12 protein-coding genes are annotated in these 13680 nt (G+C 58.0%); 4 read left to right on the top strand and 8 right to left on the bottom strand.

All coding sequences use genetic code 11. From position 1 onward, the window contains the following. From I6L45_RS05655 to I6L45_RS05645, 3 genes are all read right to left on the bottom strand, one after another. On the bottom strand, positions 1 to 1119 hold the full coding sequence (locus tag I6L45_RS05655; protein WP_134697210.1) for an ABC transporter permease: 1119 nt from the start codon (positions 1117 to 1119) through the stop codon (positions 1 to 3). A gap of 82 nt (positions 1120 to 1201) precedes the next feature. Further along, entirely contained in the window at positions 1202 to 2779 is a 1578-nt protein-coding gene (locus tag I6L45_RS05650; protein ID WP_216983657.1) for an ABC transporter ATP-binding protein, read from the bottom strand. A gap of 86 nt (positions 2780 to 2865) precedes the next feature. Beyond that, on the bottom strand, positions 2866 to 3864 hold the full coding sequence (locus I6L45_RS05645; RefSeq protein WP_043763496.1) for a BMP family protein: 999 nt from the start codon (positions 3862 to 3864) through the stop codon (positions 2866 to 2868). Between the two features lie 583 nt (positions 3865 to 4447). On the opposite strand from I6L45_RS05645, the gene I6L45_RS05640 reads away from it, so the two are divergent. The 3 genes from I6L45_RS05640 (at position 4448) to uvrD (ending at position 9160) form a co-directional block, all read left to right on the top strand. Continuing rightward, positions 4448 to 6457, top strand: a complete 2010-nt coding sequence (locus tag I6L45_RS05640) for a hypothetical protein (RefSeq protein WP_216983656.1) — start codon at positions 4448 to 4450, stop codon at positions 6455 to 6457. Between the two features lie 2 nt (positions 6458 to 6459). Beyond that, positions 6460 to 6921 (top strand): hypothetical protein, encoded by a 462-nt coding sequence (locus tag I6L45_RS05635; RefSeq protein ID WP_216983655.1) that lies wholly within the window; start codon positions 6460 to 6462, stop codon positions 6919 to 6921. A 67-nt stretch (positions 6922 to 6988) separates the two neighbouring features. Continuing rightward, entirely contained in the window at positions 6989 to 9160 is a 2172-nt protein-coding gene (gene uvrD / locus I6L45_RS05630) for a DNA helicase II (RefSeq protein WP_216983654.1), read from the top strand. Positions 9161 to 9306: 146 nt separating this feature from the next. On the opposite strand, the gene I6L45_RS05625 is transcribed toward uvrD, so the two are convergent. The 3 genes from I6L45_RS05625 to ydfZ all read right to left on the bottom strand — a co-directional run bounded on the left by I6L45_RS05625 (position 9307) and on the right by ydfZ (position 11427). Then, positions 9307 to 10194 (bottom strand): DUF6216 family protein, encoded by an 888-nt coding sequence (locus tag I6L45_RS05625; protein ID WP_216983653.1) that lies wholly within the window; start codon positions 10192 to 10194, stop codon positions 9307 to 9309. Positions 10195 to 10453: 259 nt separating this feature from the next. After that, positions 10454 to 10984: a transposase gene (locus I6L45_RS05620; protein WP_216983652.1), complete on the bottom strand. Its 531-nt coding sequence runs from the start codon at positions 10982 to 10984 to the stop codon at positions 10454 to 10456. Between the two features lie 245 nt (positions 10985 to 11229). Then, the gene (gene ydfZ, locus I6L45_RS05615; RefSeq protein ID WP_134695915.1) at positions 11230 to 11427 is read right to left on the bottom strand and encodes a putative selenium delivery protein YdfZ; all 198 of its coding nucleotides are present in this window, start codon (positions 11425 to 11427) and stop codon (positions 11230 to 11232) included. 270 nt (positions 11428 to 11697) lie between these two features. Between ydfZ and I6L45_RS05610 the strand changes: the two genes are divergently transcribed. Further along, entirely contained in the window at positions 11698 to 12198 is a 501-nt protein-coding gene (locus I6L45_RS05610; RefSeq protein WP_216983651.1) for a DUF1993 domain-containing protein, read from the top strand. A 220-nt stretch (positions 12199 to 12418) separates the two neighbouring features. On the opposite strand, the gene I6L45_RS05605 is transcribed toward I6L45_RS05610, so the two are convergent. Beyond that, positions 12419 to 12868: an SRPBCC family protein gene (locus I6L45_RS05605; protein ID WP_216983650.1), complete on the bottom strand. Its 450-nt coding sequence runs from the start codon at positions 12866 to 12868 to the stop codon at positions 12419 to 12421. 114 nt (positions 12869 to 12982) lie between these two features. After that, on the bottom strand, positions 12983 to 13639 hold the full coding sequence (locus I6L45_RS05600; RefSeq protein ID WP_134695912.1) for a hypothetical protein: 657 nt from the start codon (positions 13637 to 13639) through the stop codon (positions 12983 to 12985). Positions 13640 to 13680: the final 41 nt, after the last annotated feature.

Raw genomic sequence — 13680 nt, 5'->3', positions numbered from 1 at the left:
TCAGGCTCCTTTGACTTGCGCGGCCGTGCGGTTGGCGAAGGCCAGGTAGGCCTGCTCGATGCGCGGGCGCAGCATGTGCTCCAGCGCGCCGCAGAACAGGATCACCAGACCCTGCAGCACCACGACGATGTTGCGGTCCACCCCGAACTCGAAGCTGAGCTCGGCGCCGCCCTGGTAGAGGAAGCCGAACAGCAGACTGGCGATGATGACGCCGACCGGGTGGTTGCGACCCATCAGCGCCACTGCTATGCCGGTGAAGCCGAAACCTTCCACGAAGTTCAGCTTGATCTGGTGCAGCTCACCTTGCAGCACGTTGAGGGCGAAGAAGCCCGCCAGCATGCCGGAGATCACCATGGCCAGGATCACCACCCTGGGGTAGGAGATGCCCGCATAGGCGGAGGCACTCTGGCTCGCACCCACGGAGCGGATCTCGTAGCCCCAGCGGGTATGCCAGATGAAGACCCAGACCAGGAGCGCACAGATCAGCGCCCAGAAGAAGCTGATGTTGAGCGGGCTGTTCGGGACTTCCATGCCGAAGCCGGCCAGCAGTTCGCTCATCTTCGGCAGCCAGCTCGCCTCGGCGAACACCTTGCTCTCGGTGGCCATGGAGCCCGCCGGCTTGAAGATGTCGACCAGCAGGTAGGCCATCAGGGAGGCGGCGATGAAGTTGAACATGATGGTGGTGATGACGATGTGGCTGCCCCGCTTGGCCTGCAGCCAGGCCGGGATGAAGGCCCAGGCCGCGCCGAACAGGCCGCCGGCGATGATGGCCAGCGGCAGCAGCAGGGCGAACGGCAGCACGTCGCCGAGCAGCAGGCAGACCAGCCCGACGCCGAGGCCGCCGATGTAGGCCTGCCCCTCACCGCCGATGTTGAACAGGCCGGCGTGGAAGGCCACCGCCACCGCGAGACCGGTGAAGATGAAGCCGGTGGCGTAGTAGAGGGTGAAGCCTATCCCCTCGCCGGTGCCGAAGGCGCCGTACCACATGATCTCGGCCGCCTCGACCGGGTTGATGTCGAGGTAGTAGAACAGGATGGCCGACACCAGGAAGGCCAGCAGGATATTGAGCGCGGGCAGGACGCCCACGGAGATCCAGGCGGGAACACGTGCTTGGCTCATGGGCGAGCCTCCTTGGCAGTCTCGTCGGGGACGAAGGGGTGGGCGGTCATCCGGCCCACGGTGTTGCGAATGGGTTGCTGGCTCATGGGGTCACTCCCTGGGGCTGGCTGGCCGCCACCTCGTCGGGAACTATGTTTGCCATCATCAGGCCTATGGTGCGTTCATCCGCCCTGGCGCCGTCCAGCTCGCCGACGATGCGGCCATCGGCGATGACCAGGATGCGGTCGGAGAGGCTCATGATCTCGTCCAGCTCCACCGACACCAGCAGCACGGCCTTGCCCTTGTCGCGCATGGCGATGATCTGCTGGTGGATGTACTCGATGGCGCCGATGTCGACGCCCCGAGTCGGCTGACCGACCAGCAGCACGTCCGGATCCTGCTCCACCTCCCGGGCGATCACCAGCTTCTGCTGGTTGCCGCCGGAGAAGTTCGCGGTCTTGTGCTCCGGGCTCGGCGGGCGCACGTCCCACTTGTCCATCTTGGCCTGGCAATCCTGGCGGATCGCCTCCTTGTCCTGCAGCCAGCCCTTGTTGTACTGGGCACGGCGGTGATAGCCGAGGATGAAGGCCTCTTTCGCCTCGAAGCGATTGATGAGCCCCATCTTGTGCCTGTCTTCCGGGATGTGGCCGAGGCCGAAGTTGCGCACCTGCTCCGGATCCGCCGGGTGGCTCAGGCTCACCTCGTGGGTCTGCTCCCCGACGAGGGTGAAGCTGCCCTTGCTCGGCTTGAGGATGCCGCCGAGCAGGCTGAGCAGCTCGGACTGGCCGTTGCCGGAGACCCCGGCGATGCCGACCACTTCCCCGGCGCGCACCGCGAAGCTGACGGACTTGACCCGCTCCACCCCGGCGTCATCGACGTAAGAGAGACCCTCGACCTTGAGCTTGGCCTCGCCCGGATGGGCGCTGCCCTTGTCGACCTTGAGGCGCACCTTGCGGCCCACCATCAGCTCGGCGAGCTGCTCCTTGTCGGTGTCTTTGGTGGCGACGTGGGCCACCATCTCGCCCCGGCGCATGATGGAGACCTGATCCGTGATGGCCAGGATCTCCCGCAGCTTGTGGGTGATGAGGATGATGGTCGCCCCCTGATCCCGCAGCTTCTTGAGCACCTCGAACAGGTGGTCCGCCTCTTGCGGGGTCAGCACCCCGGTGGGCTCGTCCAGGATCAGGATGCGGGCGCCGCGATAGAGCGCCTTGAGGATCTCGACTCGCTGTTGCAGGCCCACCGGCAGATCCTCGACCTTCTCGTGCAGCGGCACCTCGAGACCATAGTCACGGGCCAGCTCGCCGAGCAGTTTCTCGGCCGCCGCCAGGCTCTTGCCCAGGTGCCAGCCGTTTTCCGCGCCGAGGATGACGTTCTCCAGCACGGTGAAGTTGTTCACCAGCATGAAGTGCTGGTGCACCATGCCCACGCCTGCGGCAATCGCATCTTGTGAGCCATGGGGTTTGAAGGGTTTACCGTCGATCAGCATCTCGCCTTTGTCGGCGTGGTAGAAACCGTAAATGATGCTCATCAGGGTCGACTTGCCGGCGCCGTTTTCACCGACGATGCCGTGAATGCTGCCTTTACGAACCTGGAGGTCGATCTGCTTGTTGGCGTACACGTCGCCGAACCGCTTATCGATACCTCTTAATTCGATGGCATAGCGATCTGTCTGGTCCATGATGCAGTCCTTGCGGGTCATGAAGTAGAGACTAAAAACCGGCCCGTGCGGGCCGGTCATCACAGGTTGAGAGTCGTAGCAGTGACTCAGTACTTACAGGCGTTGTCGCTCATGTAGTCGTGCACCTTGATCTTGCCGGCGATGATGTCGGCCTTGATGCTCTCGACCTTGGCCTTCATCTCCGGGGTGATCAGCTTGGCGTTGTTGTCGTCCAGCGCCCAGTCAACACCGCCTTCGGCCAGACCCAGGGACTGGATGCCCGGCTTCCAGCTGCCCTTGGCAGCGTCATCCCAGCTCTTGTACGCAGCCAGACCCACGGACTTGACCATGGAGGTCAGCATGGTGCCCGGTTGCAGGTGGTTCTGGTTGGAATCCACGCCGATGGCCAGCTTGCCTTCGTCCTTGGCAGCCTGGTAGACACCGATGCCGGTACCGCCGGCGGCGGCATAGACCACGTCGGCGCCCTTGGCGAACTGGGACTTGGCCAGCTCGGCACCCTTGGCCGGGTCAGCAAAGGCCGCCGGGGTGGAGCCGGTCATGTTCTGGTAGACGTCGATCTTCGGATTGATGTACTTGGCGCCCTGCTCGTAGCCGCACTCGAACTTGCGGATCAGCGGGATGTCCATGCCGCCCACGAAGCCGACCTTGCCGGTCTTGGAGGCGATGGCGGCCAGCGCACCCACCAGGAAGGAACCTTCATGCTCCTTGAAGATGAGGGACTGCACGTTCGGCTTGTCGACCACCATGTCGATGATGGTGAACTGGGTGTTCGGGAACTCGGTGGCGACCTTCTCTACCGCAGAGCCCATGTTGAAACCGACGGCGACGATGGGGCCGTTGCCACGGCTGGCCAGACGGCGCAGGCCCTGCTCGCGCTGGGCTTCGTTCTGGGGCTCGAACTCCTTGACCTTGACGCCTTTGTCCTTGTTGTAGACTTCGACGCCGTTGCGGAACACGGCTTCGTTGAAGGACTTGTCGAATTTGCCGGCGGTGTCATAGATGACGGCGGGCTCGGAGGCTGCCTGGGCGGACAGGGCAGCGAGGGTGAGGGCGGCCACGGTGGCCAGCTTGAGCACTTTAGTCACGATCGTATCCTTGATTGTTATGTTGAGGGTCCACAACCCGCCGTAGCAGCAGGCTATAAAGCACGCTGGCTAACTGTAAGTGAGCCAGTCTGTGGGTCAAGGGGATCATAGAGGAAAAACGTTTGCGTTAACGGTTTGAAATATAAGCAAATTGCCTTATAAGTGTTTGTTTTTGTGCTTTTTTGTAGATTTAAATTCTGGGATTAATAGGTGCCGATCGACATTTATGTTTGTATTCATAGTGTTAGGCGCAACCGTTTTCCTCCCTCGATGAAAAAAGTGGTGCCTATCGACGCCTTTCTCTGCGTGGATGCCGCATCCGTCTTGCCTCGTCTGCCGTTGTGGATGAGATCCCTCTGATCAGCCTCAGGAGGCTGAGTTATTCATCCACCGAAGGTGGCTATCGCTCGCCAGTCGGCGAGTTTCTGCCCGATATGCATGCCCATGACGAAAGCCATATTGATAGTGATCACACTCATATGGAAACGCGTTGGTATTTGTCATATGAGTACGATAGGGTGTGCCCGGATTTATTGCGTCCCGGGATGGGACGTGTTTTTTCAATTTGTTCGGGTGATAAAAAATGAAAAAAAACGTGCTGAGTATGGCTGTGGCCTGCATCTTGTCCGGTGCCATGTTGACCGCTTGCGGGGGCGGTGGTGACGACAATGGTGGGGGTAGCAACGGCGGTGGCAATAACGGGGGAGGAACCGATACCGGCAGCAAGCCTCAACATACCGCCGTCTTCCTGGATTCGGTTGTCGGCGGCCTCAACTATCAGTGCGGCGATTACAGCGGCGTCACCAATGCCAAGGGGGAATTCCTGTTTGATGATGGTGACGACTGCACCTTCACCTTGGGCAATCAGCGTCTGGGCTCCGTGGTCCTCAAGGCGGGCAGCTCTCTGGTCACGCCCTACACTCTGGCCGGTGATGACAAGGAGAAGGCGATCCGCATCGCGGCGCTGTTGCAGACCCTCGACAGTGACAGCAACCCGGAAAATGGTATCACCCTAGACAAGGAACAGGTGGAGAAGCTGGGGATCATCGAGCTGGGCAGCGACGAGGCATTCAACACGTCCCTGAGCGAAGGACTTAAAACGGCGGGTCTGGTCAAGACAGTCGTCTCCCTGGCGGCTGCGAAAGACCACCTCTCTGCCACCCTGGCAGGGGTCAATGGTCGTTCAGTGGCGGTCGACAAGGTGCTCTCCGATCTGCAGGCATTGACCGATCTGAAGACGCTGGACGTCGAGAGCAAGTTCAAGGAATACAAGGAGACCCTGCAGGCAGAAACCAGCGATAGTGGCAAGGTGGATCGTGAGATCGTACTGGCGATGCTTACGCTACTAGAGGTAACGAATGATCCGATCATCAGCCAACGGTTTGAGCTCCAACCCACTTCTCAATTGGGACAGGGTTATGAAACCTCTCTGGCCAAAATCCTGGATATTATTATCAATCCGGGGAAAGCCATGGCATTTGCCATCAAGACGCAACCAGAAAGTACAGTGGATATTGCGACCTTGATGGGAAAATATGCAGCCGAACTGGATAAAGTGAGCAGCAATCTCGCCAATATTTCCGATCCTGATTATGCCGCGACTTACGAAAACGGCGATGCCTCCTTTACAATCAATTTTGACACAGTAAAGGAGTTACGAGCATCAGCACTTGCCCTGGCATCGGCGATGAATGTCATAGCATCGTATCAGTATGGATCTGCCAGCCTGTGGCAAGCACACAGCGATGAGCAGGTTACTTTTGATACATTTGCTAAGACCTATAAATACACACAAGAACAAAGCCAGACAGAGTTCACCTTTGGCCGTGAGACAATTAATGCTGAATATCTTCAGGCCAATATCAGACCGGCCTCACTGCTTGAGGACAAAAATTTCTTTGTACAGGTACCAGGTTATGCAGCGTTGCTGACAAAAGCTAAACAGCAATTGCAGGAGTCGTTGGATATCGCTGCGACGCTGCAGACTCTTGGCGACACGTTGGTTGAGCAAAAATCTTTCATCGAAAAGCTCAGAAAGCACTTGATGGGGGATACCAGTGTGCCGACCATTGAGATGCATGATAATGTCCATATCGATGATGAAGGTGAATGGTTGGGTCGGGACATCGAAGCTAAATATATGGTGAATATCAATCAGTTCTTTGCGCTTGGTCTTGACCGTTCAGCAGTGGACATTAATGTCACCGAATACTGCAAGTATCGTGGAAAAACGGCTGGTGAATATGATGAGTCGATGTCCAAGGCGCTCGATATGGCCATGTGTCGAGTATCAGAGTCTGAAGTCAAAAATATTAATCAGCAGTCTGAAGAATTCGGTGCATTCCTTCCCTTCTATTTCTTGGATCACGAGTCTCTGCAAAACGCTGAAACAGGTGATTGGGAGGGGTATGTTTACCATTTTGCTCAAGGTATCCCTATGAATTGGTTCAGCGATATCAGGGCAAAATCGGATACCAGCTTTGGCAAAGTCTTTGTATCGTGCAAGGCCAGACTGGATGGAAGTGAAGAGTGGCAGGAGAAACCGTGTGATTGGTTGTTCTCGAACTCACTCTCCGAGAATAGCTGGAAGTAATAATGCCAAAGTTGGCAATTTTATTCTGGCTGTTAACCCCGATGGCTTATGCCATCGGGGCTATTCAAATATATAAAGACTATCACCAGACGACCTATGATAAGCAAGGGCGATTTTTATACAGTCTATCAGTAGATCATCTCACGGAACGCCTGCCAGATTTATCCTCCCGAAAATTTACTGAACTGCTCAACTTTAACCGCTGGCAGAGCCAGAGCACTCAAATAAGCGCTGGGCGATTCGAAACGCGAAAAGGAACTATCCAGTTTGCCAGGGGGCATTTCAGCGGTGGCGATCTGCTGTTGTTTGACGCCCGTGGAGAGATTGTGTCGGGTCGGATATCCAGTCCGGAAGTACGTATCCGGCTCACCGATCTGCACATGACGGCCCGCAGCGCTATCCGGTTTGATACCAACGGCAAGATGATAGCGCATCAGCGCCTCTTCCAAGCTTCCTTGTATTAATCCTGTGTTTGGTCTCTGGCCCCGCAGGCCGTATAATCGCCGCCTGTATAAATAAACAGGAGTGGTGATGGACGTTTCAACCCTGCTCGACGGGCTCAACGACAAACAACGTGATGCCGTTGCGGCCCCTCGCTGCAACCTGCTGGTGCTGGCCGGTGCCGGTTCGGGCAAGACCCGGGTGCTGGTGCACCGCATCGCCTGGCTGATGCAGGTGGAACGCTGTTCACCCTTCTCCATCATCGCGGTGACCTTTACCAACAAGGCGGCGGCCGAGATGCGCGGCCGGGTCGAGAAAGTGATCGGTGACGGCGTGCGCGGCATGTGGATAGGCACCTTCCACGGTATCGCCCACCGATTGCTGCGGGCCCACCATCTGGATGCGGGCCTGCCCCAGGACTTCCAGATCCTCGACTCCGACGACCAGTACCGCCTCATTCGCCGGGTGCTCAAGGCGCTCAACCTCGACGAGAAGCACTGGGCTCCTCGCGCCGTCATGGGCTACATCAACGGCAAGAAGGACGAGGGGCTGCGCCCCGGCGACATCGATCTTTACGGCGACCCCGTCACCCGCACCTATCAGCAGATCTACAAGACCTATCAGGAGACCTGCGATCGCTCCGGGCTGGTGGACTTCGCAGAACTCTTGCTGCGTGCCCACGAGCTGTGGCTGAACAAGCCCCACATCCTCGAGCACTACCGCGATCGCTTCCAGAACATCCTGGTGGACGAGTTCCAGGACACCAACGGCATCCAGTACGCCTGGCTGCGCATGCTGGCCGGCGACACCGGCAAGGTGATGATCGTCGGCGACGACGACCAGTCCATCTACGGCTGGCGCGGCGCCAAGATTGAGAACATCCAGCGCTTCCTGACCGACTATCAGGGCGCCGAGACCATTCGCCTCGAGCAAAACTACCGCTCTACCGCCAACATCCTGAAAGCGGCCAACAGCGTCATCGCCAACAACGCCGAGCGCCTTGGCAAGGAGCTGTGGACCGAAGGCGCCGAGGGCGAGCCGATTTCGCTCTATGCCGGCTTCAACGAGGTGGATGAGGCCCGCTTCGTGGTCGGCCGCCTCAAGGACTGGAAAGAGAAGGGCGGTTTGCTGGCCGACTGCGCCATCCTCTATCGCTCCAACGCCCAGTCCCGGGTGCTGGAAGAGGCGTTGATGCAGGACGCCATGCCGTACCGTATCTACGGCGGCCTGCGCTTCTTCGAGCGCCAGGAAATCAAGGACGCCATGGCCTACCTGCGCCTTATCAACAACCGGGGCGATGACGCCAGCTTCGAGCGGGTCGTCAACACCCCGACCCGTGGCATCGGCGATCGCACCCTCGAGATCCTGCGCAACAACGCTCGTGATCAGGGCCAGAACCTGTGGCAGTCCGCCAAGACCCTGCTGGCTGACAAGGTGCTGACCGGCCGCGCGGGCAACGCGGTGCGTGGCTTTGTCGAGCTGATCGACGCGCTGGAGGAACAGGTCTCCCTGCTGCCCCTGCACCAGCAGGCGGATATCGCCATCCAGCACTCCGGCCTCAAGGCCATGTATCTGGCGGAAAAAGGCGAGAAATCCCAGGCGCGGGTAGAGAACCTGGACGAACTGGTTACCGCCTGCCGCCAGTACCAGCGCCCGGACGAGCTGGAGGACATGAGCGATCTCTCCGCCTTCCTCGCCCACGCGGCGCTGGAATCCGGCGAGAATCAGGCGGACGAATACGCCGACGCGGTGCAGCTGATGACCTTGCACAGCGCCAAGGGGCTGGAGTATCCCCTGGTGCTGCTGGTCGGCGTGGAGGAGGGCATGTTCCCCAGCCAGCAATCCACCGAGGAGTCGGGTCGGCTGGAGGAGGAGCGGCGTCTCTGCTATGTGGGCATGACCCGCGCCATGGAGAAGCTCTACATCTGTTATGCCGAGAGCCGCCGCATCTACGGCCGCGAGATGTTCCACAAGCCGAGCCGCTTTATCCGCGAGATGCCCGCCGAGTGTCTGGAAGAGATCCGGCTGCGCACTCAGGTCAGCCGCCCCACCCAGTACGGCCGTTTTAGCCAGAACGAGGTGCAGCAGAGCTTCGACGCCAGCGGCATCAAGCTCGGCCAGCGGGTACTCCATCCAAAATTCGGGGAAGGGATCGTGCTGAACTTCGAAGGGGTCGGCCAGCAGAGCCGGGTGCAGATCCAGTTCGACGACGTCGGCGCCAAGTGGCTGGTGACGGCGTATGCCAGATTGGAAGCGCTTTGATTTTTCCCGCTCTTGATGCAATCAACCCGGCTTAGGCCGGGTTGATTTTTATATGACCTATCGCAACAACTTGAAATACGCGATCGTCCGAATACGCTTCGCTATTCGAACCTACGGACCTACGGACCTACGGACCTACGGACCTATTACGTTTCGCTGATTGAACGTTTAGAACTATTTTTTATTTCATCTAAAAGTACAGGTTTATTAGTTGGGCTTTTTGGTGAGGGTTTTTCAGAAAATAAACGATGATATAATGCATTCGCCTTGCTCAGAGCAAGAACCCACTTAGCAAATGACATTGTATATGCACTAGTTAATACCAATAGAGCCAAATAAGTATAGAAATTGCTATGTATAGATTTTTCTACATAGATTTTAGTACGCTCACTTTTAATGTCTTCCTGAAGGAGGTTAACAATTTTTGTTGGAATGGGGTTTTCAGCTACGCTTATGAATCGATCACTATATATAATCCATGGGTCATTGAAATATGTTAACTCTTCGATTCTATCTTTATACACCCATACCCATTCCCCATTAGCTTTTATTGTAGAAAGGATAGCATTTGACAATTTCGTTTTTATCGCCACATTAATAATGAACATAGATAGAGCCATAAAAGCAGCGGCTGTTATTACGCTGATTAGATATGTTATAAATTTAGGTTTTTTTAATGTAACAGAGTCATTTTTATAAGTTAAATGAGAGTCAATGCCTTTGATTTCATCATGACCAACCCTATTGTTTTTACACCAAGATATAATTGCTCTTGCATGATATATACTAGAAAATTTAAATGCCGGAAGAAATATCCGTATCTGCTCTAGCTCTATTTGGTCATTACTAGCAGAGGCTAATTCCTCGTCTGAAAACTCTAATCTCCTTCCCATAACCTTTTCCCAAAAGAAGAGGTTTCTAATGTTCCTGTGTTTGATAAGGGTAATTATCATCCAGCCAGTAATCAAAATCGCCATGATAATTGACAGTAGGTTGCTAGTGATTACATTTATTAATTCTGAGTTGATATCCATTCATGTTTCCTGATTACATTGGATTGTATTAATTTAAAGCACCATCGAATGTTTTCTCTATTTTCTTGGCATCCAAAAGTAGAGATTATGCAGCCTGTGCTAAGAGTTGTTTTTGCGTGTGCCAACAGGGACCCATATTGGGCCGCTCATGGTTATAAACCCACTCCCAGTTCGTGGCAAGTCCGTAGGTTCGATTAGCGAAGCGTAATCGGACGTTCGCGTAATCGGACGCTTACAACGGAACAACCCTTTCAGGGGGTTACTCCAATCCCCCCAAGACCCCATCCACCGACTCGCACCAATCCGGTGGATAGACGCCGCTCGCCACATAGCGATGGAAGGTGGAATACGGCCAATCGGCCACCCGCGTAACATGACCATGTTTGAGCGGGTTGATATGGACGTAATCCATATGGCGGCGGTAATCCTGCTCGTCCCGGATCAGGTGTTCCCAATAATGGCGTTGCCAGATGCCCCGCTCCCCGTGGCGCAACCGGGTCTGGCTGCGGCGTTCGGTCACCGGCAAGGCGCGGGAAAAGTGACTTTTGATCAGCCGCCAACGCAGGGGGAAGTCGGTGTCCCCTTCCGGCAAGGAGAGCATGCAGTGGAGATGGTCGGGTAGCACCACCCAGGCGTGGATGGCGAAGGGGTGAGCCTGCTGCACCCTGGCAACACTATGGCGCAGCAGGTCGATCTGCTCCACCAGCAGCCGGTTGTTGCGCCGCTCCAGCAGGTTGACGGTAAAGAACCAGGTTCCGCCGGGCCACCATGCCCGCCGCCAGTTGGCCATGCTGCTCCTCCCTTGTGGTGAAAGCCAAGGATAGCCTCGGAGGGGTTTGATGACTTGAGTTGCAGGGTACGGGAACCTGGGGTGACACGATAGCCTGATGACGCGATCGTCCGATTACGCTTCGCTAATCGAACCTACGCAATAAAAAACGGTGGGAACGAGGGAGGGAACCAGAAACCCGGCCACCGATGGGGCGCGGCGGCCGGGTGAATTGTAAAGAGTAGGGTGACAGGTAAATCCGGGTATCAGCCTAGTCTAATCAACTCGATGGGCGCGTAACGCTCTTGGGAGTTGGTCAGCAGCACGCACTTCTCGTGCTCCGCCTCGTAGGGGCTCAGGTGGTCGGTGTGGGCCTCCTTCAGGGTGTCGACGGCGCCGGTGGCGGCGATCATGACGCGCTGGCCCAGGGTCAGCACATTGCGGTTCCGATCATAGATCTTCATGGCATTCTCCTTTCGGGTGGGTGTCCCGGCCCGTGCCGGGAACAACGGCCCCAGACTACTCCCCTGAAAAATGCGATGCCTGTCACAGATCAAAAAAGGGCGCAGAAGGGTCAGGGGGAGGCGGACAGGGGGGGTATCCGCTCCCTGTCGCCAGCCATCTCCTGTCGCAACTCATGCCCGCTTTTTGCGGCCACGGGCTCGAACTGCAAAAGGGATGCGCTATAGTGGAGGCCGCTCGTTTATCCGCCTTCAACCAACCGAGAGTGCATTATGAATCGTGAGATTGCTGCCCAGTTTATCAAGATGCTGACCAACCTCGACCAGTGCCTGGCCAAGGCCGAAGCCCACGCCGAGGCGAAGCAGTTCAATGTGGAGAACTTCTTCAATGAGCGCCTGATCGTGGACATGCTGCCCTTCTCCAAGCAGGTGCTGATCTGCTGCGACAGCGCCCGCGCCCTGGTGGCCACCGCCAGCCTGAGTGAGCCGCCGGTGCTGGGGGACGATCCCAAGACCATGGCGGATCTGCGCGCCCACGTGGCCAAGACCATCGCCTATCTGCAGAGCAAGCTGGACGCCGACTTCAGCCAGTATGCGAGCGGCCACTACACCCCCTACTGGGCCGGTGGCAAGGGGATGGACGGCCACACCTGCGTACACGAGTACGGCATCCCGAACTTCTACTTCCACCTCACCATGACCTATGCCCTGCTGCGCCAGGCCGGGGTGGACCTCGGCAAACGTGACTACCTGGGCGGCCTGAACCTGCAATAAGCACCCCTCCAATCAGGCTATTTGAGTCGCCATGTTGAACCCAGGCAGTGCTCGACACCTCACGTACTCCAGTACGCGCCGGTTTCTGCGCGCTGGCTGTGTCCACACTGCCTTCGACAATGACGTCTATTGGGATAGGTTGTAAGTCGGGGTCTGCCGCAATGAAGAGAGCCTGCCACTGTGGCAGGCTCTCTTTTTTGGGCTGGCGAAGGGCCGCGGGTTATTCGTTCGGGATCTCGGGCTCCACCAGGGCGGCGAGCTGGAGGAGGGACTCCTGCCAGCCGAGGTAGCACATGGCCACCGGGATCTGCTCGGGGATCCCCGCCTGTTCGATGGCAAGGTCGGTGCCGCACAGCACCTGGGTCAGGGTGATGGTGACCCGCATCTCTCCCGGCAGGTTGGGATCGTCGAAGCGGTCGGTGTAGCGGATGAGGCTGCCCGGCTCCAGCGCCAGGTACTCGCCGCCGAAGGCGTGGCTGTGGCCGGTGCCGAAATTGAAGAACGCCATGCGGAAAGTGCCGCCGACCCGGGCCTCCAGGGATTCCACCCGGCAGGTGAAGCCGTGGGGCGGCAGCCACTTGGCGAGCGCGTCCCCTTCGATAAAGGCGCGGTAGACCCGCAGCGGTGGCGCCTTGAGGACGCGGTGGAGTGTCACTGTGCCTGTGCTCATAAGGAGTTCCTTCTCGTTGGTGTTGGAGCCAAGGATAGTCGTCACCGCCGGGCCGATCCCGGCCGGAGGGGAAAAGCGGGGTGGCAGCTGCCTCGCCTGTCGTCGTTTTACTCTTCAACCGCCGAGGGCGATGGTGGCCATCACGATGGCTACCCCGGCGGCGGCGAAGAGCACGCCGATAAGCCAGGAACGTCGCGAGCCGGCATAGCGGGCCAGGCCGTACCCAATGCCCATCAGCATGGCCAGGGCGATGGCGTGGGAGAGGCGCAGGGCCGGCACCGGCTCCGTCAGGAAGAGGAAGGGCAGCAGTACGGGGAAGGTGGAGAGGAACACCATGAAGAAGACCCCCAGGCTGTTGAGGAGATCGTTCAGGCGAAAGAGGGAGCCCTGGATCAGCTCGGGACGCTGGCGCAGGCGCGCCTGCCAGTCGGCGATCTCGTCGTCGCGGCAGATCGCCGCGAGCAGGGGCGGCAGGGCGTCTCGCAGGGCCGCCGTGCCCCTGTCATCGCCAGCAGGCAGCTGGTTGAGCCGTTGCAGCAAGCGCTGGGCGTGGCCGCGCTCGGCCAGGGTGGTGATGAGGTAGACGATGGCATCGATCATGCCCCAGGCGATGTTGCAGCCGATGCCGGCGATCAGCAGATCCCGCACCTCGGCCCGCCCCGCCTCCAGGGCGTTGAAGCCGCCGGTGAAGGTCAGCACCATCAGCAGACCGAACAGGATCTCGGCGTAGCGGGAGATGGGATCCAGGGGGGAAAAGCGGCATTGGTTCATAGGGATTGCCCGGCACAGTCCGTCAGATCATGAGCATGGGT

The organism is Aeromonas sp. FDAARGOS 1415, assembly GCF_019048365.1.
Taxonomy (GTDB): domain Bacteria; phylum Pseudomonadota; class Gammaproteobacteria; order Enterobacterales; family Aeromonadaceae; genus Aeromonas; species Aeromonas taiwanensis.
This window is presented reverse-complemented; position numbering and strand designations above follow the sequence as displayed.